The sequence below is a fragment of the Candidatus Rhodobacter oscarellae genome, from assembly GCF_001078595.1.
In the GTDB taxonomy this organism is placed as follows: Bacteria; Pseudomonadota; Alphaproteobacteria; order Rhodobacterales; family Rhodobacteraceae; genus Rhodobacter_B; species Rhodobacter_B oscarellae.
The window spans coordinates 2175387-2197500 of record NZ_LFTY01000002.1 but is presented as its reverse complement, the minus strand read 5'-3'; the positions used below and the strand labels follow the sequence as shown (position 1 = coordinate 2197500).

19 protein-coding genes are annotated in these 22114 nt (G+C 68.5%); 7 read left to right on the top strand and 12 right to left on the bottom strand.

The features are described 5' to 3' along the window. Nucleotides 1-11: 11 nt before the first annotated feature. The 3 genes from AIOL_RS15305 to AIOL_RS15295 all read right to left on the bottom strand — a co-directional run bounded on the left by AIOL_RS15305 (nt 12) and on the right by AIOL_RS15295 (nt 2407). Nucleotides 12-311 carry a DUF4389 domain-containing protein gene (locus tag AIOL_RS15305; protein ID WP_049645480.1) on the bottom strand — a complete coding sequence of 100 codons (300 nt, stop codon included), beginning with the start codon at nt 309-311 and terminating at the stop codon, nt 12-14. Continuing rightward, nucleotides 311-1288, bottom strand: a complete 978-nt coding sequence (locus tag AIOL_RS15300) for a Gfo/Idh/MocA family protein (RefSeq protein WP_049643781.1) — start codon at nt 1286-1288, stop codon at nt 311-313. Before AIOL_RS15300 ends, AIOL_RS15305 begins: the two co-directional genes overlap by 1 nt. Nucleotides 1289-1360: 72 nt before the next feature. Then, the gene (locus tag AIOL_RS15295) at nt 1361-2407 is read right to left on the bottom strand and encodes an ankyrin repeat domain-containing protein (protein WP_049643780.1); all 1047 of its coding nucleotides are present in this window, start codon (nt 2405-2407) and stop codon (nt 1361-1363) included. A gap of 284 nt (nt 2408-2691) precedes the next feature. On the opposite strand from AIOL_RS15295, the gene gndA reads away from it, so the two are divergent. Continuing rightward, the gene (gene gndA / locus AIOL_RS15290; RefSeq protein ID WP_049643779.1) at nt 2692-4116 is read left to right on the top strand and encodes an NADP-dependent phosphogluconate dehydrogenase; all 1425 of its coding nucleotides are present in this window, start codon (nt 2692-2694) and stop codon (nt 4114-4116) included. Between the two features lie 263 nt (nt 4117-4379). Here the strand turns inward: gndA and hrpB are convergent, their stop codons facing one another. Beyond that, nucleotides 4380-6830 (bottom strand): ATP-dependent helicase HrpB, encoded by a 2451-nt coding sequence (gene hrpB / locus AIOL_RS15285; RefSeq protein WP_049643778.1) that lies wholly within the window; start codon nt 6828-6830, stop codon nt 4380-4382. Between the two features lie 132 nt (nt 6831-6962). After that, a complete protein-coding gene (locus tag AIOL_RS15280) occupies nt 6963-7553 on the bottom strand; it encodes a DUF3108 domain-containing protein (RefSeq protein WP_049643777.1) in 591 nt (196 codons plus the stop codon). 97 nt (nt 7554-7650) lie between these two features. On the opposite strand from AIOL_RS15280, the gene meaB reads away from it, so the two are divergent. After that, a complete protein-coding gene (gene meaB / locus AIOL_RS15275; RefSeq protein WP_049643776.1) occupies nt 7651-8643 on the top strand; it encodes a methylmalonyl Co-A mutase-associated GTPase MeaB in 993 nt (330 codons plus the stop codon). Between the two features lie 239 nt (nt 8644-8882). On the opposite strand, the gene AIOL_RS15270 is transcribed toward meaB, so the two are convergent. Further along, the gene (locus tag AIOL_RS15270; protein WP_049643775.1) at nt 8883-9881 is read right to left on the bottom strand and encodes an NADPH:quinone oxidoreductase family protein; all 999 of its coding nucleotides are present in this window, start codon (nt 9879-9881) and stop codon (nt 8883-8885) included. A gap of 102 nt (nt 9882-9983) precedes the next feature. Between AIOL_RS15270 and AIOL_RS15265 the strand changes: the two genes are divergently transcribed. The 4 genes from AIOL_RS15265 (at nt 9984) to AIOL_RS15250 (ending at nt 13662) form a co-directional block, all read left to right on the top strand. Next, nucleotides 9984-10439, top strand: a complete 456-nt coding sequence (locus tag AIOL_RS15265; RefSeq protein ID WP_049643774.1) for a MaoC family dehydratase — start codon at nt 9984-9986, stop codon at nt 10437-10439. Then, nucleotides 10440-11675: an acyl-CoA dehydrogenase family protein gene (locus AIOL_RS15260; RefSeq protein ID WP_049643773.1), complete on the top strand. Its 1236-nt coding sequence runs from the start codon at nt 10440-10442 to the stop codon at nt 11673-11675. A 171-nt stretch (nt 11676-11846) separates the two neighbouring features. Next, complete coding sequence (locus tag AIOL_RS15255; RefSeq protein WP_049645479.1) at nt 11847-12884, top strand: phosphotransferase family protein; 1038 nt, start codon at nt 11847-11849, stop codon at nt 12882-12884. Then, nucleotides 12835-13662 (top strand): SDR family NAD(P)-dependent oxidoreductase, encoded by an 828-nt coding sequence (locus tag AIOL_RS15250; protein WP_326973120.1) that lies wholly within the window; start codon nt 12835-12837, stop codon nt 13660-13662. Before AIOL_RS15255 ends, AIOL_RS15250 begins: the two co-directional genes overlap by 50 nt. A gap of 34 nt (nt 13663-13696) precedes the next feature. On the opposite strand, the gene AIOL_RS15245 is transcribed toward AIOL_RS15250, so the two are convergent. The 6 genes from AIOL_RS15245 to AIOL_RS15220 all read right to left on the bottom strand — a co-directional run bounded on the left by AIOL_RS15245 (nt 13697) and on the right by AIOL_RS15220 (nt 21305). Continuing rightward, nucleotides 13697-14662 (bottom strand): D-2-hydroxyacid dehydrogenase family protein, encoded by a 966-nt coding sequence (locus tag AIOL_RS15245; RefSeq protein ID WP_049643771.1) that lies wholly within the window; start codon nt 14660-14662, stop codon nt 13697-13699. After that, nucleotides 14659-14892 (bottom strand): hypothetical protein, encoded by a 234-nt coding sequence (locus AIOL_RS15240; protein ID WP_049643770.1) that lies wholly within the window; start codon nt 14890-14892, stop codon nt 14659-14661. Before AIOL_RS15240 ends, AIOL_RS15245 begins: the two co-directional genes overlap by 4 nt. Nucleotides 14893-14945: 53 nt before the next feature. Beyond that, a complete protein-coding gene (locus tag AIOL_RS15235; protein ID WP_049643769.1) occupies nt 14946-16040 on the bottom strand; it encodes a 4-oxalomesaconate tautomerase in 1095 nt (364 codons plus the stop codon). 793 nt (nt 16041-16833) lie between these two features. Continuing rightward, nucleotides 16834-17919 carry a cache domain-containing protein gene (locus AIOL_RS15230; RefSeq protein WP_049643768.1) on the bottom strand — a complete coding sequence of 362 codons (1086 nt, stop codon included), beginning with the start codon at nt 17917-17919 and terminating at the stop codon, nt 16834-16836. 159 nt (nt 17920-18078) lie between these two features. After that, nucleotides 18079-20613 carry an ABC transporter permease gene (locus AIOL_RS15225; RefSeq protein WP_049643767.1) on the bottom strand — a complete coding sequence of 845 codons (2535 nt, stop codon included), beginning with the start codon at nt 20611-20613 and terminating at the stop codon, nt 18079-18081. Beyond that, a complete protein-coding gene (locus tag AIOL_RS15220; RefSeq protein WP_049643766.1) occupies nt 20610-21305 on the bottom strand; it encodes an ABC transporter ATP-binding protein in 696 nt (231 codons plus the stop codon). The genes AIOL_RS15225 and AIOL_RS15220 overlap by 4 nt, the downstream gene beginning before the upstream one ends. Here AIOL_RS15220 and AIOL_RS15215 point away from each other — a divergent pair. Next, a complete protein-coding gene (locus tag AIOL_RS15215) occupies nt 21304-22002 on the top strand; it encodes an arylesterase (protein ID WP_082152621.1) in 699 nt (232 codons plus the stop codon). The two genes, AIOL_RS15220 and AIOL_RS15215, sit on opposite strands and share 2 nt — an antisense overlap. Nucleotides 22003-22114 lie beyond the last annotated feature (112 nt).

Genomic DNA, 22114 nt, shown 5'->3' with positions numbered 1-22114 from the left:
CAAGATTGGCCCTAGTCCAGCTCGGTCCAGGGCCAGGGCTTCACCTCGCTTGCCGCCGTCTGGAAGCGCGCGGCCTTGGCCATCCAGATCCCCAGGCTCTCGCCGAAATCCGCAAGCTGCTTGTTCGGCTCGCGATTGATCAGCATCATCACGAACTGCACCACCGTCACGACGCCAAGCACGGAATAGGCCATCGACAGCATGGCCGCGATCAGCACCATGTAAAGCAGGCGCATCCAGATCGTGTCGCGCCGCTCGGGGTCCTCCTGCGGGCCGTGCATCCGGCCCTCGAACTTCTGCTCGTCCGACATCACGCGATCTCCTGTTCCGCGGCCCAGACCATGTCTATCATAGCCTGCGTGCCTTTGGAAAACTCAAGCGGGCAGGGGTATGCGGCCGCCCCGCGCACCGCGGCGCCGAAGTTCTGCACCTGCTCGACATAGTGGTTCACGCCGGGCCAGCGGTGGGTCTCGGTCACCAGGCCGGGCCCCTCCAGGCGCAGCTCGGCCTGGCTGAAGACGCCGGCGTTGAACGGGCAGGTCAGGCGCATCACGCCGGCCTCGCCGTGGAATGCCATCTCTTGCCGCAGCGCCATGCGCATGGATGTGATCGACGAGTACCGGAAGCTGGGGAAGTCGCCGGTCACATGGGCAAAGACGTCCACGCCGTTCTCGCGCCGGATGCGCGCGTCCACCGCGAGGGGCTCCTCGCCGGTCACGAACCGCGCCGAGCCGAATGTGTAGACGCCGATATCGGGGATCGAGCCGCCGCCGGTCTCGGGCCGGTTGCGGATGTTGCCGGGATCACCGCTGTTGTCATAGCTAAAGACCCCGTCCACCAGCCAGATCTTGCCCAGCGCGCCAGAGCGGTAGATCTCGCGCGCCTTCTGCCATTGCGGGTGATGCACGATCATATAGGCCTCGGCGGCCACCAGCCCGGTGGCGTCGCGCTTGGCGATCACCGCGTCGAACTGCTCGGCCTGCATCGCCAGGGGCTTCTCGCAGAGCACATGCTTGCCCGCATCCAGCGCCTTCAGCGCCCATTCCACATGCAGGTGGTTGGGCAGCGGGATGTAGACCGCGTCGATCTCGGGGTCGTTCAGCAGGGCGTCATAGTCCAGATGCACCCGCAGGTCGGGCTGGAACGCCTGGAACGGCGCGGCCTTTTCCGGTGCGGATGTGGCCAAGGCGGCGAGCTTGGCGCCAGAGGCCGCGTGGATCGCGGGCGCCATATGCTCGCGGGCGAATTTCGCGGCACCCAGCACGCCCCATCTCACCGTATCTGACATAGCCTGGTCCCCTCGCTTCAAGCAATGACCGAAAGCTATGCCCAGCCCCCCAGGGGTGCAAGGGGGAGGCGGCTATTGCTTGCGCGGGGCGGCTTCAACCAGCGCCAGCGCGGCGCTTAGCCCTGCTTTGTATTCCGCGTCGCTGCCGCCCAAGATCTCGGCGAACCGGTCCGGTGGTTCGGCGATTGACCCACGCAGATAGTCAGCGCAGCTCTGCCCATAGGCGTCGCGCTGCTGCGGATCGGCACCGTAGTCCAAAAGCAACCGCACCTTGTCCAGGGATGATCCCGCGATCTGAAGCATGGTGCGCCCCGGTGAGAAGGCAGGCATCGAATGCTCGGCATAAAGCGCCTGCGGGTCGGCCCCGTTCCGCAAAAGCGCCTCCAACTCGACCGCGTCGCCCTCCATCACCGCGCGCTGCAAAGGCGTCCAGCCGTAGCTGTCAGTGCGCGCCTCGATATCCGCCCCCGCCGCGACCAGCAGGCGCACAACCTCGGAAAGCTGCGCGACATCCTCGGGCGGTCCCATGTGGTCGGCGATGGCGTGCAAAGGCGTGTTGTTATCAGAGAGTCCGACGCGCGGATCCGCGCCCGCCGCGAGCAGCATCTGCACCATTTCGGGCTCGCGCGGATCAGTGGCGCTAAGCGCATGGTATAGCGGGGTTTTCTCATACTCACCGAACCTGCCGTTCACATCGGTATGCTGCAGGGCCGCGCGCGCGAGGGCCACGTCGCCCTGCTCAAGCGCATCAAAGAGGTCCTCCACCTCGGGCGGCAGCGGCGGGCCGGGCGGATAGACCGCCTCAAACTGCGCCATCATCTCGTCCGCGCCCGCGGATATGCGTGCCGAAATCTCCGCGACCTTGGCATCGTCGCCCGCCTCCATGGCGGCCTCAAGCTCGGCCTGCAACGCGTCGGGGCCGTCCGGAGCGGCGTCGTTGAGGGCGATCATGCCGCGCAGGCTAGCAAGCTGGGTCTGCAGCATCGTGGCGGTCTCGGCCTGGCTTTCGGGCAGCGCGGCGATGAATTCTTCCGCTTCATCGACCAGCTTGCGCATCTCTGCGTTGTCGCCATTCATCACGGCCGCAGCCATGCGGATCAAGTACTCTTGGGCGTCCATGATTTTTGTCCCTACTAATTTACCATAATTGTCTCTTGGCGAGCATAACGCCCCAATAGGGTCATACTTAGGTAGAGCTTCGCCCGAAGTTTGACTGCGATGGGACGCCAAGACGGCGGCGGCTTACCTGATGCTTGCGTGGCACAACGGGCGCGCGGGCTATGGATCCAAAAAAGCGACCGATCCAGCCGTCTTGACTTGGTGATCAACACGTTGCAATCCGCTTGCAACGCATCACGGGTTGAGTACCTACTGTTACCGCAAACATAAGTTGGAGGATCGTCATGGGGAACGCACGGATCGGGCTGATTGGGCTGGGCGTAATGGGGGCGAACCTGGCGTTGAACATCGCCGAGAAGGGCTTTCCCGTCGCCGTGCATAACCGCACGACCAGCGCCATCGACGATTTCTTGGCCAAGTCGGGCGATCTTGCGGACCGGCTGACCGGGGCCGAGACGCCTGCGGCGCTGGCGGCGGCGCTGCAACGCCCGCGCGCGGTGATCATTATGGTCAAGGCGGGCGCGCCGGTGGATGCCACCATCGCGGCGCTCAAGCCGCATCTTGATCCCGGTGACATCATCATCGACGCGGGCAACGCCGATTTCAACAACACCCGCCGCCGCGAGGCAGAGCTGCGCGCCGAGGGGTTCCGCTTTGTCGGCATGGGCGTCTCGGGCGGCGAGGAGGGCGCGCGGCACGGGCCGTCGATCATGGTGGGCGGCGCGCCAGAGGCCTATGCCGCCATTGGCGACATCGTCGAGTCCATCGCCGCGAAGTACCAGCATGCGCCCTGCGCGGCGCATCTTGGCCCCGACGGGGCCGGGCATTTCGTGAAGACCGTGCATAACGGGATCGAGTATGGCGACATGCAGATGATCGCCGAGGTCTACGGGCTCATGCGCGCGGCGGGGCAGTCCCCGGCGGAGATTGCCGAGGTGTTTGACTGCTGGAACGCGGGACCGCTGAAGGGCTATCTGGTCGAGATCACCGCCAAGGCACTCGCGGCGCTGGACCCCGAGACCGGCCGGCCCATGGTGGACGTGATCCAGGACAAAGCGGGCCAGAAAGGCACCGGGCGCTGGACGGTGATCGAGGCGCTGAAACTGGGGCAATCGGCATCGACGATTGAGGCCGCCGTCGGCGCGCGCTCATGGTCGGCGGCGAAGGATATCCGAGAGATTGGCGCCGACAAGCTCGGCTTGAGCGCCGCCGGAGAGACCCTGCCCGAGACGGAGCCCGAGGCCTGGGAGGCGGATCTGGAAAGCGCGCTTCTGGCAGCACGGATCGTGGCCTACGCGCAGGGCATGACGCTCTTGGCGGCGGCCTCGCAGGAGTTCAACTGGTCGCTGGACCTGTCGCGCATTGCCGAGATTTGGCGCGAGGGCTGCATCATCCGCTCGGCGCTGCTGGACGATATCGCAAACGCCTTCCGCGACCCGCTGCCGGGGGACAACCTTATCCTGGCGCCCGCCTTTACGGCGATGCTGGCCGAGCGCGTGGGCGGGCTGCGGCGCGTGGTGGCGCGCGCAGCGCTGGGCGGCGCGCCGGTTCCGGCGTTGGCCGCAGCACTCAGCTATTACGACACGATGCGCCACGCCCGCGGGACCGCCGCGATGATCCAGGCGCAGCGCGACTTCTTTGGCGCGCATGGGTTCGAGCGCGTTGACAAGGACGGCGGCGGCTATCACGGGCCCTGGGCGATGGGCTAACCGGCCCGGGGTGTTGCGCCGCGCCTTGCTGCGCCCTGCGGGCTTGCGCGCGCGTCGCCGGGGGGCGCCTCGCTGCGCTCGGCGCTGGCTGCCGCGTCTATGGCCGTCTCAGGCGGTTTCTGATCCCGAATAGGCAATGCGCGTGAGGTCTCGTTTGCGACGACCCATCGGGTGGGCGTCGCTTTGGGCTTTGCCAGAAATAGTGCGCGCGTAACCTCTCGATCGTGCAGTCGAACGCGCGGCGCTGCGCGCAGCCCTGGACGTCATGAGCGCCGCTTGGCGCGCAGCGTGGGATCCGCCTGCGTTGGGTCCTCTGGCCAGGGGTGCCGGGGGTAGCGCGCGCGCATATCCTTGCGCACATCGGCATAAGATCCCGTCCAAAAGCCTGGCAGGTTCAAGGTGGTTTGCACCGGGCGCTGCGCGGGCGACAGCAGCGTCACCTTAACTGGGATGCCGGCCACCGTGGGATGGGTGGTGACGCCAAACATCTCTTGCAGCCGGACCGCGATTTCGGGGCCACCGCCGGTGTAATCTATCGCGATGCGCCGCCCCAGGGGCGTCACGAAATTGCCGGGCACGCGCCGGTTCAGCACCTGCTCGCCGTCCCATCCGATGCGCGCCTTCAGGGCGGGGCAGAGATCGAACGACTTTAGGTCCGCGGCGCTGCGGATGCCGGTCAGATAGGGCATCAGCCAGTCGTCCAGCGCGGCCATCAACGCCGCGTCGCTGCAATCGGGCAGCTCCTCGCCGCCAGAGCGGGCCAGCGCGATCCGGGACTGCAGCCGCCGCGCGGGGGCGGCCCAGGGCAGGCCCATCGCACGCACCCCCTCTAGCATGGCGGCGGCGATGGCCTCGGGCGGCACGTCCTCCCATTTGCGATCCCCCAGTACCAGCGCGCCGAACCGCTCCCGGCGCCGGGCCACCACGCGCTTTTCGCGCGGCGACCAGGCGCAGCTGTCCTCCCATGCGATCCTGTCGCCGTAGAGCCCGCGCAACTCGGCCTCTGTCAGCGCGATGGCCCGCCGGATGCGCGCCTCGCGCCCCGCGCCGTCCAGATCCGTGGCCACGATCAGGCGCTGCCCGGCGAGCCGGTCGGAGGCGTCCATCGCCGCGCCGGTCCCGCCGGAGAGTAGAAAGCTAGGCAGATCACCCGGACGGCGCAGCCCGATGCGGTCTGGATAGGCCAAGGCAGCCTGTTCGGCGGCCGAGTATGCCCCCCGCGCACGCCCCTCAGAGGGCGCGGCCCAACCACCCACCCCCGCCCCCTCTGACGCGCCTGCGCGGGGGGCGAGTTTGGCAAGCCGGTCGGCCTCCCGCCGGATCCGGTCAAAGGCGGGGTGGTTTTGGCGCAGCGCAGACAGGCGTGCCTCCAGGTCCGCGCCCGCCTCTCGCATAGGGTCGCGCTCATTCATGAGCGCCGCCAGGCCCGCCGCCTGCGCGCCGGCCGTCAGCAGCATATGCGCCAGGCGCGGATGCAGCGGCAGCGCCGCCATCGCGCGGCCATGCCCGGTTATGCGCCCGCGTAGGTCGAGCGCCTGCAGGCCTTGCAAGAGCCCGGTGGCCTCGGACCAACTGCCCGCGGGCGGCGGCGTGAGAAACGCCAAATCGTCTGGGCCCGCGCCCCAGAGCGCCAGCTCCAATGCCAGGCCCGAGAGATCCGCCGCGGCGATTTCGGGCGGCGGGAACGCGGCCAGCCCGCCCTCCTCGCCCTTTGTCCAAAGCCGGTAGCACACCCCCGGTGCGACGCGCCCCGCGCGGCCGGCGCGCTGGGTGGCCTCGGCCTTTGTCACCCGCTCGGTCACCAGGCTGGACATGCCCCGGCCGGGGTCATAGCGCGCGCGCCGGGCGCGGCCGGCATCGATGACCACGCGCACGTCCTGGATCGTCAGCGCCGTCTCGGCAATCGATGTGGCCAGCACCACCTTGCGCCCGGTCCGCGCGGGGGCCACCGCGGCGCGCTGCGCCTTGAACGGCAGCGCCCCATAGAGCGGATGCACCTGCGGCAGGTCGGACAAGAGCCCCTGCACGCGCCGGATCTCGCCCTCGCCGGGCAGGAACACCAGCACGCCGCCATCGGTGTCGCGCAGCGCCTCGCGGACCTGCTCGGCGACGGCGTGTTCCAGGCGCGCGCCCTTGGGCAGGGGCCGCTGGCGCCAGCGGATGTCTACGGCAAAGCTGCGCCCCTCAGAGCTCACGAGCGGGGCGTCGCCCAGCAGCGTCGCCACCGGCGCGGCGTCCAGCGTCGCGGACATCACCAGCAGCAGCAGATCCTCGCGCAGCGCGCCGCGCGCCTCCCAGGCCAGCGCCAGGCCCAGATCCGCGTTCAGCGAGCGCTCGTGGAACTCGTCAAAGATCAGCGCGCCGACGCCCGTCAGCTCGGGGTCGGATTGCAGCATCCGGGTGAGGATGCCCTCGGTCACCACCTCGATGCGGCAGGATCGCGAGACCTTGGTCTCGCCGCGCATCCGGTAGCCCACGGTTTGGCCGACGGGCTCGCCCAGGGTCTCGGCCATGCGCTCGGCGGCGGCGCGCGCCGCCAGGCGGCGCGGCTCCAGCATCACGATGCGGCCCGTGGTCAGCCCGGCCTCCAGCATCGCCAGCGGAACGCGGGTGGTCTTGCCCGCGCCGGGGGGGGCCTGCAGCACGGCGCGGCCATCGGCGCGCAGGGCGGCGAGCAGGTCGGGCAGGGCCTCGTCGATGGGGAGCGCGGTCATGCCCTGCTTATCGGCGATCTATCAGGGCCTGACCATAGAGCGATTTGAACGCCACGCGCGAGACGCGCAACAGTCCGCTGCCGAGCCCCGGGTCGCTATAGGTGACGCGCATCGGGAAGCTGCGGTGGCGCTTTACCTCCTCGGCGGTGAAGCCCTCCAGCCGCTCATAGGCGCCGCTGCAGACCGGCAGGCCGTCCTCCTGGCCCGCGGGGGCCAGCCGGATGCGGCTGCGGCGCCGGCATCAAAGATCGTGACGTTGAGCGTGCAGGCCTGCGTCGCGGGCACGTCGCGCAGCAGCGCGTAAACCGCCGAGAGCGGGTCCAGCGTGCCACCTTGCGTGGCCGGGTCGGGGGCGTCGGGGGCGGCGGCGCGGGGCGAGCTGTATTCCAGCACCGTCGGCACCCCGCCGCGATAGGTCATCAACGCGCTGGAGCTGCGGCGCCCGGTATCGGCGGTCTCCTGGTAGCGCTCGGGCACCAGGCGCCCGTCGCGGACAAGCCCCGCGGCCGCGCCGCTATAGCTGAAGTGACGGATCGCCGCCGCCAGCCCCGTGCTGCGGATATTGGCCTGCACGCCGTAGCGGGTCGCGCTCTCGGTGGCCTCCATCTGCACCACGCCGATCCGGAGCCCCGCCACCTTGAGGTCAAAGCGATCCGGGCCGGCAAGGACCGGCAGTGCGGCGCCGCAGGCCGCGCAGAATATCAAAGTCAGGATGGCCCGCATAGGAATCGCTCGTGAAAATCAGCCGCTCGGGCTGGACAATGCGCCAGCCAAGCGGGCAAGACAACGCGCGAGTTTGTGAGAGGGACCATATAGGCGGATGAGCGGGACCGAAATCAATGCCGGCGCCTTGGCGCAAAGCGTTCTGGCGGGCGAGCGGCGCGGGCTGGCCCGCGCGATCACGCTGGTCGAGAGCCGGCGGGCGGATCATCGCGCGCAGGCGGCGGAGCTGCTGGACGCGCTGCGCCTGCATCGCCGCGAGGCGCTGCGCATCGGGCTGTCCGGCACGCCCGGCGTTGGCAAGTCCACCTTCATCGAGAGCTTTGGGATGATGCTGACCGGGCAGGGCCTGCGCGTGGCCGTGCTTGCCGTGGACCCTTCCTCGGCGCGCTCGGGCGGGTCCATCCTGGGGGATAAGACCCGAATGGAGCGCCTCTCGCGTGACCCGCGGGCCTTCATCCGCCCCAGCCCCAGCCAGACCGAGCTGGGCGGAGTGGCGCGGCGCACCCGCGAGGCCGTGGCGCTATGCGAGGCCGCGGGGTTTGACGTCGTGCTGATCGAGACCGTCGGCGTGGGGCAGTCCGAAACCGTGGTGGCGGAGATGTCGGACCTGTTCGTGCTGCTGCTGTCGCCCGCGGGGGGCGACGAGCTGCAGGGCGTGAAGCGCGGCATCATGGAGATCGCGGACCTGATCCTGGTGAACAAGGCCGATGGCGACCTGCGCGCCGCCGCCACGCGGACCTGCGCCGATTATACCCAGGCGCTGCGGCTGCTGCGGGCGCGGGTGCACGACCCTGCGGGCTTCCCCAAGGCGATGATGGTCTCGGCCCTGGCCGAGGACGGCCTGGACGAGGCCTGGGCCGAGATGCAGGCGCTGGCCGATTGGCGCCGGGACGAAGGCCATTGGCAGGCGCGCCGCGCCGCGCAGGCCCGGCATTGGTTCGAGGAAGAGGTCCGGCAGGGGCTTTTGGCAAGACTGTCCGGGGATGCCGCCACGCTGGCGCGCATGTCAGAGCTGGGCGCGCAGGTGTCGCGCGGTGAAAGCTCGGCCACGGCGGCGGCGGACGCCATGCTGGCTTGGCTGCGCGAGTAGCGGCCGCCTCGCCTGGTGTTCGCTGTCAAGTGTTGGGACTGGCCTGGGGCGGGCAATGGCGCGACGCAATTTTCTTGCAAGAAAATTGCGAAACTCTTGCAAGAGTTTCTTCAGTGCGAGCCTCAATGATCCCTTATGCGCAACTCTTGCCAGCCTGCGGGCCCAACTTTCCTTGGAAGGAAAGTGCAAATCTCTTGAAAGAGATTTGACGCGCCCAAAGGACCGTCCCACGCCCAGACTTACTCCTCAACCAGAAGCGCGATCTTGCCCTGCGCGGCGCGGGTCTCGATCCGCATCAGCGCCTCGGTGGCCTGTTCCAACGCAAACCACTCTGACACGCGGGGCCTGATCTTGCCCGCCTCATAAAGCGCGATCAGCTCGCGCATATATTGCTGGTGCAGCTCGGGCTCGCGCATGGTGTGGGCGCCCCAGAACACCCCGGTGATCGAGCAGTTCTTTAGCAAAGGCAGGTTGAAGGGCACCGTGGGGATGCCCGCCGGGAAGCCCACAACCAGGAACCGCCCGTCCCAGTTCATGGCGCGAATGCAGGGCTCGGCGTAATCGCCGCCCACCGGGTCATAGACCACGTCGACGGCTTTGGCCTTGGCCTTAATCTCGCCGCCGAAGGCCTTTTGTGCCGCGCGGTCCATCTCGCGCGGGTAGACGATGGTGTCGTCGGCGCCGATCCCGCGGCAAAACGCGGCCTTCTCGTCAGAGGAGACCGCCGCGATGACCCGCGCGCCCATCGCCTTGCCAAGCTCCACCGCGCTGGCGCCGATCCCGCCCGCGGCGCCCAGCACCAGCAACGTCTCGCCCTCTTGCAGGCGCCCGCGGTTGCGCAGCCCGTAATAGGAGGTGCCATAGGTGAACAACAGGCAGGCGGCCTCGTCAAACGGCATCGCTTGGGGGATCTTGAACACGTTGCCCGCCGGCACGTTCGCATGGGTGGCGAAGCCGCCCGCATACATGGTCAGCCCGGCCACGCGGTCGCCCGGGGCGAGCCCCTCGACGCCTTCCCCCACGGCCTCGACCACGCCCGCGACCTCGCCGCCCGGCGCGAAGGGGCGGGGCGGCTTGAACTGGTACATGTCGCGGATGATGATCGTGTCGGGAAAGTTCACCCCCGCCGCTTTCACCGCGATCCGCACCTGGCCTTTTCCTGGGGCCTGCGGCGTGATCTCGGTCCGGCGCAGGGTCTCTGGGCCGCCCACCTCGTGGCTCATCATCGCGAATGGCATGTCTCGATCTCCCTTTCGGCTTTACGTGACGCGGCGGCGCGCAGGCGTCAATCCACTTGCCAAGCTGACGCGGCGTTGCCATCCTCACCTGGCGGAGGAAAAATGTCACCGGAAGAATTGCGCGAGAAACTCGGCGAGCCCTTTGGCACGTCGCGCTGGTATGAGATCGGCCAGGATCGCATCGACGCCTTCGCCGAGGTCACCGAGGACCGGCAGTATATCCATCTGGACCCGGTGCGCGCGGCGCAGACGCCCTTTGGCGGCACCGTGGCGCATGGGTTTCTGACATTAGGGATGCTGTCGGCGATGTCCTATGATGTGATCCCACTGACGGACGCGCCGGGGGTGAATTACGGCTTCAACCGGCTACGGTTCGTTGCGCCTGTGCGCGCTGGGGCCCGCCTGCGGGCGCATTTCACGCTGAAGGCGCTGCAGGAGGCCGCCGACCATGTGGCGCTGACATGGGGCGTTGAAGTGGAGATTGAGGGCGCGGCCAAGCCCGCCCTGGTGGCGGAGTGGCTCACCCGCCGGTATTTTGAGCAGCATGGAGAACACTGAATGGATCTAGGCATCACTGACAGGGTGCGCCCGCTGATCGAGGCCGTCCGGCAGATGGTCGAGGACGAGATCGCCCCCCTGGACGCAGAGTTCCATGCCGAAGTGGGCAAGCACCCCTCGGGCGACAGGTTCCAGCACACGCCGCGGCAGCTGGAGATCCTCGACGGCTTAAAGGCCAAGGCGCGGGAGCGCGGGCTCTGGAATTTCTGGCTGACCGACAGCGACAAGGGCTTTGGGCTTTCCACCGTGGAATACGCCTACCTGGCCGAGGAGATGGGCAAGGTGGGCATCGCCGCCGAGGTGTTCAACTGCAACGCCCCCGATACCGGCAATATGGAGGTGCTCGAGCGCTACGGCGTGCAATGGATGAAAGACCGCTGGCTGGCGCGGCTTCTGGAGGGCGAGATCCGCTCGGCCTATGTGATGACCGAGCCCGACATCGCGTCTTCGGACGCCGCGCAGCTGGCTTTTGAAGCCAAGCGCGACGGCGATGACTTCGTGCTGAATGGCGAGAAGTGGTGGATCAGCGGGGCGGGGGATCCGCGCTGTGGCCTGTACATCCTGATGGCCTGCACCGACCCCGGCGCGGCCAAGCATCAGCGCCACACGATGTTCGTAATGGACCCGGATTTACCGGGGATCGAGGTGCTGCGCCCGATGCAGGTCTTCGGCCATGACGACGCGCCGCATGGGCATATGCATATCCGCTTCACGGATGTGCGGGTGCCGGTCAGCCATATCGTGCTGGGCGAGGGGCGCGGATTCGAGGTGGCGCAGGGACGGTTGGGGCCGGGTCGCATCCACCACTGCATGCGCGCGATTGGCCAGGCGGAGAAGGCTCTGGAGCTGATGTCGAGGCGGGCGCTGTCGCGCGAGGCCTTTGGCAAGCGCATCGCTGAGCTCGGCGCGAATTTCGACATCCTCGCCAATGCCCGCATGGAGATCGAGCAAGCGCGTTTGCTTTGCCTGAAAGCCGCCTGGATGATGGACACCGCCGGCGTGCGCGAGGCGCAGCCCTGGATCAGCCAGATCAAGGTCGTGGCGCCGCTGATGGCGCTGCGGGTGATTGACGAGGCGATGCAGATGCATGGCGCGCAGGGGATCAGTCAGGACGTGCCGCTGGCGAATATGTGGACCCATGTGCGGACGCTGCGATTGGCCGATGGGCCCGATGCGGTGCACCGGCGGCAAGTGGCGCGCGCGGAGCTGCGCAAATACACAAATCAGGGCACCTAGGGTCGTGGTGTTGCGTTTGACGGCCCGCGGGCTCCACCCATTTTTATTGTCAGCCGATTCGGTAAATGGCGTCTTAACAGGCCACCAGCATTTGCGCCCATTGCGACAATGCGCCCCATCCAAAGGGCTGACAATAAAAAGCCGGAGCGCCCGGCGGCGCGGGATCGCCCCATGACCGCGGACGCGCAGGGCCTGGATGTTGCCGCGGTCGAGGCCTATCTGGCGCAGCATCTTCCCGGGTTCTCCGGCCCGGTCTCGGCGCGCAAATTCGCCGACGGGCAATCCAATCCGACCTTCGAGCTGACCACGCCCGGCGCGCGCTACGTGCTGCGGCGCAAGCCCCCTGGTGTGCTGCTGAAATCGGCCCATGCGGTGGACCGCGAGTTCCGGGTGCAGCATGCGCTGCGGGGCGCGGGCGTGCCGGTGGCGTGGATGCATCTGCTATGCGAGGACGATGCGGTGATCGGTTCGGCGTTCTATGTCATGCAGCATGTCGAGGGGCGGATCTTTTTCGACCCCCGGCTTGAGCCGGTGCAACGCGCGGAACGTCAAGCCATCTTCGACGAGATGTGTCGCGTTCTGGCGCGGTTGCACATGGTGGATCCGGCCTCTGTTGGGCTGGGCGATTACGGCCCCCCAGGGAATTACATCGCGCGCCAAACGGCCCGTTGGGCCAAGCAGTACCGCGCCTCTGAGACCGAGCCCATCTCCCATATGGACCGCCTGATCGCCGCCTTGGAAGAGCGATTGCAGGGCGGGGCAGGTGGGGGCGAAACCACCCTGGTGCATGGCGATTATCGCATCGACAATATGATCTTTGCGCCGGATGGGCCTCAGGTGCTGGCGGTGTTGGACTGGGAGCTCTCGACGCTGGGTCATCCTTTGGCTGATCTGGCCTCGGTGATCATGCAATGGCAGCTGCCGCCCGGCGGGACCGGGCGCGGCCTTGCCGGGGTGGACCGCGCGGCCGAGGGGCTGCCGAGCGACGACGAGTTCATCGCAAGCTATTGCGCGCGCAGGGAAATCCCGGTGCCTGACGATTTCGGCTACTTCCTGGCGTTTTGCTTCTTTCGGATGGGTGCGGTGCTCCAGGGGGTCAAAAAACGCGCATTGGACGGGAATGCGTCCAACCCAGAGCGTGGCTTGAAGTTGGGCGCTTATGTTCCTGTTTTCGCTCAGAAAGGCCTGGAGGCGCTGGGCGATGGCTGAGGGTCGGTTTGCAAACAAGGTGGTGATGATCACTGGTGCCGCGGGTGGGTTTGGCGCGGCGGCGGCGCGGCGCTTTGCCGAGGAGGGTGCAAAGCTCGTATTGTCGGATTTGGATAAGCGGGGTTTGGAGGCCATGGCCTCGAAACTTCCCACCGGCTCTCAGGTGTTCCGTCAAGGCGTTGATATCAAGTGCGAAAAACAGGTGATGTCACATATCGAACAATCGGCGGAGATGCTGGGCGATATCGACATCGCGATCAATAATGCAGGAATTGGGCAATCCCTGGCGCCGCTGCAGGCGACCGAAGAGGCCGAGTTTGACCGCGTTATGGCGGTGAATGCAAAGGGCGTCTTCTTGTGCATGAAGCACCAGCTGCCAAGAATGATCGCCCGGCGCGGCGGCACGATCCTGAACCTGGCCTCGGCGGCGGGGCTGGTGGGCTCGGGGCATCTGGCTGCCTATGCCGCAAGCAAGCACGCCGTCATTGGGCTCACCAGAAGCGCGGCGGATGAGGTCGCGCGGTACGGGATCCGCGTGAACGCGCTTTGCCCGTCCTTCGCGCCGACCGAGCTGTTCAATGAGATGGCCGACGAGATGGCGGGCAAGCACGGCACCGATCGGCAGGGGGCGTATGATCGCGTGACGGCGCGCATCCCCATGCGGCGCGTCGCGACGGTGGACGAGGTGGTGCAGGCGATGCTCTGGGCCTGCGACCCGGCCAATAGCTTCATGACGGGGCAGGCGATCTCGATCGATGGCGGCTTGACGGCGGTGTGACACCGGCCCGGGTCGGCGCGGGCGGAGGCGCCGCTCACCCGGCCTTTGGGTTGATCACATGGATCGGCGCACCGGCGGCGAAGGCGTTCACCTGCTCAAAGATGTCGGTGAATTGCAGGTCGAACTCATCCTCGGTCACGTAGCCGATATGCGGCGTCGGCAGCACGTTGGGATGGGCAAGCAAGGGGTGACTGGCGTCCCGCAGCGGCTCTGTGTCGAACACATCCACCGCCGCAAAGATCCGTTCGTGCGCGATCTCCGCCTCCAGCGCACCCGGCGCGATCAGGCCAGAGCGCGACGTGTTCACCAGCAAGGCGCGGGGCTGCATGGCGGCCAGATCCTCGGCGGTGACGATCCCGCGCGTCTCAGGTTTCAGGCGCACATGCAGGCTGACCACGTCCGAGCCGGCAAAGAAGGCCGCGCGGCTCTCGGCGACCGAGGCGCCATCGGCCACGGCCCGCGCGCGCCCGGCCTCGGAGCCCCAGAATTGCACGCGCATCCCCAAGGCCTCGGCGTAGCCTGCCACCGCGCGCGCGATCCGGCCGTAGCCGTAGAGCCCCAGCACCCGCCCGCGCAGCGTGCGCCCGACGCCCATCTGCCAGCCCCCCGAGCGGATCGAGGCGACCTGCTGTGGGATCTGGCGGTAGCCTGCCAGGATCAGCGCCAGCGTATGCTCGGCGGCGGCGTAGCTGGGCGTGTCGGAATGCATGTTCGAGCACAAGAGCACCCCGTTGCGGGTGCAGGCGTCCACATCGACATGCGGGTAGACCGAGCGCTGCGAGATCAGGCGCAGTTTCGGCAGCCGGTCCAGCAGCGCGGCGGTGATCGCGGTGCGCTCGCGGAACAGCACCAGCGCCTCGGCCTCGGCCACGCGCCCGGCCAGCCGCGCGGGATCCGGCTCGTGATCCGTCCAAACGGTCACGTCATGCCCGGCCAGCATCTCAAAGCATGGCAGGCCGCGCAGCGTGTCGAACCAGTCGTCGAGGATATGGACCTTCATCGGCTCTCGATTCCGGCGCCTGGCGCCGGCGTGCGCGGCGTGGCCACAAAGCGCGGCGCCTCCAGCGCGCGCAGGGCCTCGGCGACCGAGCCGCGCAGCCCGATGAGGTGGTTAAACTGCGCATCGCAGCCGGATATCGGCGTGGGGTAGGCGCGGATCTCGTCCTGGATCAGCTGCCGCGCCAGCTGCAGTTCGGCGCGGGCGACGGTAAGGCAATCGTCATGGGTCATGGGGTCACTCCGATAAGCACTGTATACTACCGTATACCAATCCTCGCAAAAACTCAATCCCGCGCCCAAACCGACCTCGGCACGAACACCTCGCCCGCCGCCAGCTTGCGCGCAGTGCGGGTCAGCCCCGCCGAGACAATGTCGAACCCTTCCCCGTCGCTGCGAAAATCCACCGCTACCTCCAGCTTGCCCATGGGGTGCTCCAGAAACAGCGTCACCGGGCTCGCGTTCGGCGCCGCCATCAGCCCCTCGCCCACCGTGCCGGGGCATAACAGGCAGGCCGAGACGCATTGCGAGCCCGTCACCGCCAGCGACGGGTGGCAGTTCCAGGGCATGAAATACCGCACCGCCGCCGCGCCGCCATCCGCCGCCGGCGCCAAGAGGCCGAATTTCGGCGTGACGGATTTGCTGACGTCGCCCAGCCCCATCATCGCGCCGGCCTTGATCCGCAGCGGCTCCATCCGGGCGTAGAAATCGCGGCTCTCGTCCAGCTCGGCGGCGCTCTCCTGCCCGGTCAGCCCGAAACCCTCGGCCCGCGCGATCACCATCGGCATCGCCACATCCATGCAGCTCACCCGGATACCGTCGATCACGTCCACCCGGTTGCCGGTGGGGAACAGCGCGCCCGTCGCGCCGCCCACCACGTCCATGAACTGCAGCCCCACCGGGGCCGCGCTGCCCGGCACGCCGTCGATGGTGGCGCCCCCGTCGTAAAGCACCGCGCCACCGCCCGGCGTATGCACCCGCTGCACCACCCGGGCGCCGGTGTTGACCGCGCGCACCCGCAGCTCGGTCACATCGCCCTTGGGCGCTACCAGCCCCATCTCAAGCGCCGCCGGGCCGACCCCCACCAGGATGTTGCCACAGGTGGGCTTAAAGTCGACCAGCTTCTCGGCCACGCTGACCTGGGCGAAGAAGTAATCAACATCCGCCCAATCGTCCTGCGCGCGCGACAGCATCGCCACCTTGGTGGTCACCGCCGTGCCGCCGCCGATGCCGTCGATGTTGATCGGATGCCCGGCCCCCACCATGGCGATCAGGACCTCGGCCAAGGTATCAAGATCCTCGGGCAGGTCGGCGCGGTTCATGTAGGGCCCGCGCGAGGTGCCGCCGCGCATGAAGAGGAAGGGAATGCCGGTCTGCGTCATGTGAAGTGCCCCATAGAAATGCCGTGAGACCGCAAGCGCACCGGTTGGAGGCCGCGGTCCACCCCGCGAGCTTGCAATGCCAAGCTTGCATGAAGCCTTCATCGCCGCAAAAATTCTCGCAACAAAGCGCGCCCGTTGAAGACATCGCGAGCTCGCGCGCCGGGGCGGGGCCGCGGCCAGTCAGGGTGGGACAAAACGGGGGAGCTAGAGTTGGATTGGGGAGGTTTGCCAATCGGTTCTGGGCTGGAGTGATCATCGAAACCCGCCCCGATCTTGACCCGGGGCCTCCACCTTGCGGCAAGCGCAAACCGGGCAGCGGCCGACCTGGAGGTCGCTTGCACAACGTCAGCACTTGGCGCGCGCGCTCTACAAACGCAGTCGTTTCATTGGTTTGCAGCGTCGCAAAAGCGGCCTCCTGGGGGAGGTCGGCCGCTGCCCAGGCAAGCTGGGCGGTTGCTCGTTGTGGGTTCCGTTTCATCTGGTGTCGGCGAACGTCGCTGGGGTGTAGCGCGTGTTGGCAACGTCAGCCCCAGGCCAATACCGCGCCATCGCTTCAAGCCCCTTTAACACCCACGCAGCACAAACGCTCCGCCATGGGGGCAGGGCGGTGCTTGGGGCGAATGTCTCGTTCGGGGCGTGGTCATTGACCGCTGAGATATGCTGAGGCCGTGCTTGGATGCGGCGGGCCCGCCTATGGGTCGTGCAGATGGCGGGGTCGCAAGTCCCGCCGGTGAAGCGCTTCGGTTAACCAAGATACCCGCGCGGGGTTAACGCGCGCTGAAGCCACCGCGCGCTACCCCGTCACCCGCCGCGCGTAGAGCGCGCCCAGCCCGGCGGTCGAGATCAGCGCCAGCAGCGACACCACCAGCGCGATGTTGCGCACCCGCTGCAGCGGCCCCAGGATGTCGTCCTCGGGCAGGTAGGTGAACACGGTCCAGGGCGTGCGCTCTAGGTCCAGCCGCAGCACGGCGCCGATCCAGGTCTCGCCGTCGGCGCCGAACCGGGCCAGGCGGATCTCGCCAGGAAACAGCGTGTCCAGCCCGCCCTCGATCTGCGCGGCGGCCTGGGTGAGGATCGGGTCGTCGCGCTCGGCCAGCGTCTTGAAGGCGCCGCCCTCGGTCAGTTCCGAGATCGAGTGCGCGATGATGTCGCCGTTCTCGGCCACGATCGCCGCCTGGCCGCGCGGGCTGATGTCGAGGGTCTCCAGGAAGCCCGAGAGCGCCGCGATCTTGATGTCCACGCCCACCGCGCCCACGAAGCCGCTGCCGCCACCGGCGCTCGCGCGCACCGGCACCGCCACGGTGATCCCCGGCGCCTGCGAGCTGAAGAAGATATAGGGCGGCGTCCAGACGGTGCCGTCCTCGTCCAGGGCGGCCTCGTACCAGGGCCGGGTGCGGGGGTCGTAGTCGTCCTTGGGGTCCATCTCGCGCCAGACATGCTGCAGCTGGGGCGCGTACCAATCCAGGCGCACCGTGCGCGCGGGCGCGTTGGCGATCCGCTTCACGCGGAACGCGCCGGGGTCCTCGTCGCCGGCGCGGCTGGCATAGATGAAGCCGCCATCTACCTCGCCCAGATAGATCCCGTCGAAATTGGGCCGCGCGGCCAGCAGCTCTAGGAAGTACTGCGACAGGGCCGAGCGGTCGCCAGGGTCCAGAAGCCCGGTCTCCAGCAGCCGCTGAGTCAGCTCGGCGGTCTTGTCGGCGGGGTCCAGGTAGCCCTCGGTATAGGCGGTGGCATCGCGCGAGATCCGCGCGGCGATGTTCTCGGAGAAGCGCAGCAGCAGGTCCTGGCTGGCCCAATAGGTGATGCCCAGCACCACCACCAGCGCCGACGCTTGCAGCGTGATCAGGCCCAGAACCAGTTTGGTGCGCCGCGACATGCCTATCCCCAAATTCGCACCGATCGGTGCGGCATCGGGCGCAGCATAGGCAGATCGCGCGACTTGCGGAAGCGGGCCGGGGTCAGGTGACGCAATGGGAGGTTGCGAAATTGTGACACTTTCGCGGATGGCGCGCGCGCAGCCGCGGCCTCGGCGGCCTCACTCGCTGGCGCGCAGCACCCGCGCGGGTCGCGCCGCCAGGGGCCGCCAGGCAAAGGCCAGCCCCGCCACCAGAGAGGTCAGCGCGCCGCCCGTGACGATGGCTAGGGCCGAGCCGGGCTCGAACGCGTAATCGGTCTCCATCACGAAGGTCATCACGCCCCAGCCCGCCGCCGCGCCCGCTGCGATGGCCACCAGCCCCGCCGCGAGCCCGAAGATCGCCGAGCGCAGCGCAAAATTGGCCAGCACCGTGGCGCGGCTGGCGCCCAGCGTCTTGAGGATCGCGGCCTCGTAGGTCCGCGCCCGCTCGCCCGCCGCCGCCGCGCCGATCAGCACCACGAAGCCCGTCAGCAGCGTCGCCAAGGCGCCATAGGTCGTGGCCGCGGCGATCCCCTGCAGCACCTCGGTGACCCGCGCGATGGCGTCGCGCACCCGGATCAGCGTGATGTTGGGATAGGCGTTGCCCAGCTCGCGCAGCAGCCGCGCGTCCGCGGCCTCCTCGCCATAAAGCGTCGCGATATGCGTATGCGGCGCGCCCGCCAAGGCGCCGGGGTTCATCGACAGGATGAACCCGATCCCCGCGTTCGAGAAATCCACGTCGCGAAAGCTGGTGACCTCGGCGGTGATGTCGCGCCCCAGCACGTTGATGGTCAGGCTGTCGCCCAGGGCCAGGCCCATCTCTGCGGCCTCCTCGTCGGCAAAGCTCACCTGCGGCGGGCCGTCATAATCGGCGTCCCACCAGCGGCCTGCGGTGACCACGGCGCCCTCCGGTGGGGCGGCGGAATAGGTGATGCCCCGGTCGCCCTGGATCACCCAGTGATCCCCCGCCACCTCGGCGGCGGGGCGGTCATTGATCCGGGTGATCACGCCGCGCAGCATCGGCGCGGTCTGCACGCGGGTGACCTCTGGGTCGGCCTCGACGCGCTCCAGGAAGGCGTCGATCTGCGCGTTCTGGATGTCCACCACGAAAAAGCTTGGCGCCACGTCCGGCAGGTCGCGCGCGATGGCGCTGCGGAAATTCGCGTCGATCTGCCCCACCGTGGCCAGCACGGTCAGCCCCAGCCCCAGCGAGAGCACCACCGCCCCGGCCTCCGAGCCGGGGCCTCCGACAGAGCCCAGCGCCATGCGTAGCGCGCTGCGCCCCCGTGCCAGCCTGGTGCGGGCCAGCCGGCGGGCGGCGGCCCGTGTAAGGGCCGCGATGCCTATCAGCGCGATAAAGGCCACAGCCATCCCCGCCGCCGACCAGATTGTCAGCCGCGCCAGGCCCGACAGATACGCCGCCGCCAGCACCAGGGCGCCGACCAGCGCCGCCGTCACCAAGAGATAGGGCCAACGCGGCAGCGGCACGCGCCCGCCCGCCCCGTCGCGATAGAGCGCCGCGGCGCGCACGTTCTCGGTCCGCGCAAGCGGCCACAGCGTAAACACCGCCGCCGCCAGCGCGCCATACAAAGCCGCCTCGGCCAGGGCGCGCGGGTGCAGCGCGAAGACCGCGGGCACCGGCAGGCGCTCTTGGATGATCGGCGCCAGGGCCAGTGGCGCCACCGCGCCCAGCACCAGCCCGATGGCGATGCCCGCCAGGGTCAGCGCGCCGATCTGCAGCCCGTAGGCCAGAAAGATCGTGCGGGTCTCGGCGCCCAGGGTCTTCAGCGTGGCGATCACCTGCGTCTTCTGGTCCAGATAGGCCCGCACCGCCGCGCTGACGCCCACGCCGCCCACGGCCAGCCCGGCCAGGCCCACCAGCACCAGGAACGCCCCCAGCCGGTCCACGAACTGCGCCACGCCCGGCGCGCCGTTGCGCGCGTCGCGCCAGCGCAGCCCGGCGCCGTCCAGCTCGGCCTCGGCGCGGGCGGCCATCGCGCCTAGGTCCGCGCCCTCTGGCAGGGCCAGGCGATAGGCGCTCTCAAACAGGGTGCCCGGCGCCAAGAGCCCCGAGCCCTGCAAGGCGTCCAGGGCCACGATGGTGCGCGGCCCCAGGCCAAAGCCGCCGCCGGCGCTGTCGGGCTCGCGCTCTAGGGCGGCCATTAGCACGAAGTCCTGGGCGCCGAGGCGGAACGTCTCGCCCACCGCCAGGCCCAGGCGCGCGATCAGAACCGGGTCCATCACCGCGCCGGGATAGGTGTCGCGGCCCGCCAGCGCCGCCGCGAGCTCGAGTTCGGGCTCCAGAACCGGCGCGCCGTATAGGGGATAGGCGCCGTCCACGCCCTTCACCTGGGTCAGCCCGCGCTCGGTCTCTTCGCCGCGCGTCACCACCGCCATGGAGCGGAAGTCGACGATCTCTGACACGCGGTCAGAGACGCCCTCCATCCAGGCGCGCTCCTGCGGTTCTGCGAAGCGGTAGGTCAGCTCGATCTCGGCGTCGCCGCCCAAGATCACCGCGCCCTCGCGCTCTAGCCCCAGCTGGATCGACATCCGCACCGAGCCCACGGCGGCGATCGCCGCCACGCCCAGGGCGAGGCAGGCCAGGAACACGCGAAAACCCCGCAGCCCGCCGCGCAGCTCGCGCCGCGCGATCCTTTTGGCGTTGGCGAAGCTCACTCCGCGGCGCTCGCCAGAGTGTCCGTCTCCAACTGCCCGTCGACCAGCCGGATCGTGCGGTCGCAGCGCTGCGCCAGCTCCGGCGCATGGGTCACCAGGATTAGCGTCGCGCCATGGCGGTCGCGCAGCCCGAACAGCAGGTCCATGATCGCCTGGCCCGTGGTGCCGTCCAGGTTCCCCGTCGGCTCATCGGCCAGCAGGATCTCGGGCCGGGGTGCTGCGGCGCGGGCGAGCGCCACGCGCTGCTGCTCGCCGCCCGACATCTGCGCCGGGTAGTGATGCACCCGGTCGGCCAGGCCCACCGCCTGCAGCTCGGCCTCGGCCCGCTCGAACGCGTCGGCAGCACCGGCAAGCTCCATCGGGGTTGCGACGTTCTCCAGCGCGGTCATAGTGGGGATCAGGTGGAAAGATTGAAACACAACGCCCATATGTTGGCGGCGGAAGCGGGCCAGCGCGTCCTCGCCCATCGGCGTGAGGTCCTGGCCCAGCACGCGGACGGCGCCGCCGGTGGCGCGCTCGAGCCCGCCCAGGAGCATAAGGAGAGACGACTTGCCCGACCCAGACGGCCCGATCAGCCCCAAAGTCTCGCCCCGCGCGACCTCAAAGGAGATGCCGCGCAGGATGTCCACCCGCCCCGCGTTGCCGTCCAGCGATAGCTGGGCGTTCTCTAGCCGTGCGACGGGGTCAACCATGGGTGCGGTCCTTAAGCGATGCGCGTCCTTGGGATATGGGGCGCTGGCGGCAATGCGCAAGCTCGTATTGGCGGGCATTTTAGTCGCATCCCCCTTGGCGGCGGATGAGGCGGCGGACCAGGCGGTGATCGCCATGCTGGGCGACAGCCTGACGGCGGGCTATGGTTTGGCGCCGGATGCGGGGCTGGTGCCGGTGCTGGAGCGCTGGCTGCAGGCCCAGGGCGCCCAGGTGCGCCTGATCAACGCGGGCGTCAGCGGCGACACCACCGCGGGCGGTCTGGCGCGCATCGACTGGACGCTGACCCCCGAGGTCGAGGGGCTGGTGGTCGCACTCGGCGCGAACGACCTCTTGCGCGGTTTGGATCCGGCAGCGGCGCGCACCAACCTGCGCGGCATCCTTGAGGCCGGGCGCGACGCAGGCGTCGCGATCCTCGTTGTGGGCGTCCCCGCGCCGCTCAATTACGGGGCCGATTACAAGGCCGAGTTTGACGCCATCTACCCGGATCTGGCGCAGGAGTTCGGCGCGCTCTACGTCGAGGACCTGCTGGCCCCGATGCAAGAGGCCACCGCGGATGGCACCCGGCTTGAGACCTTCCTGCAGCCCGACCGGTTGCACCCCAACCCGGCGGGGCTGGAGCTGATCGTGGCAGGGCTTGGGCCGCAGATGCTGGCGTTGGTGGTGCGGATCGCGCAGTGATACGCACTGCATAGGCTGGACGCCGGGCCGCTTGGCCTGTCTTAGGTGCATGCTTGGATGGGGGCCAGTTTTGGGCTGGAGCGGATATCGGCGGGGCGCAATTTTCTTGCAA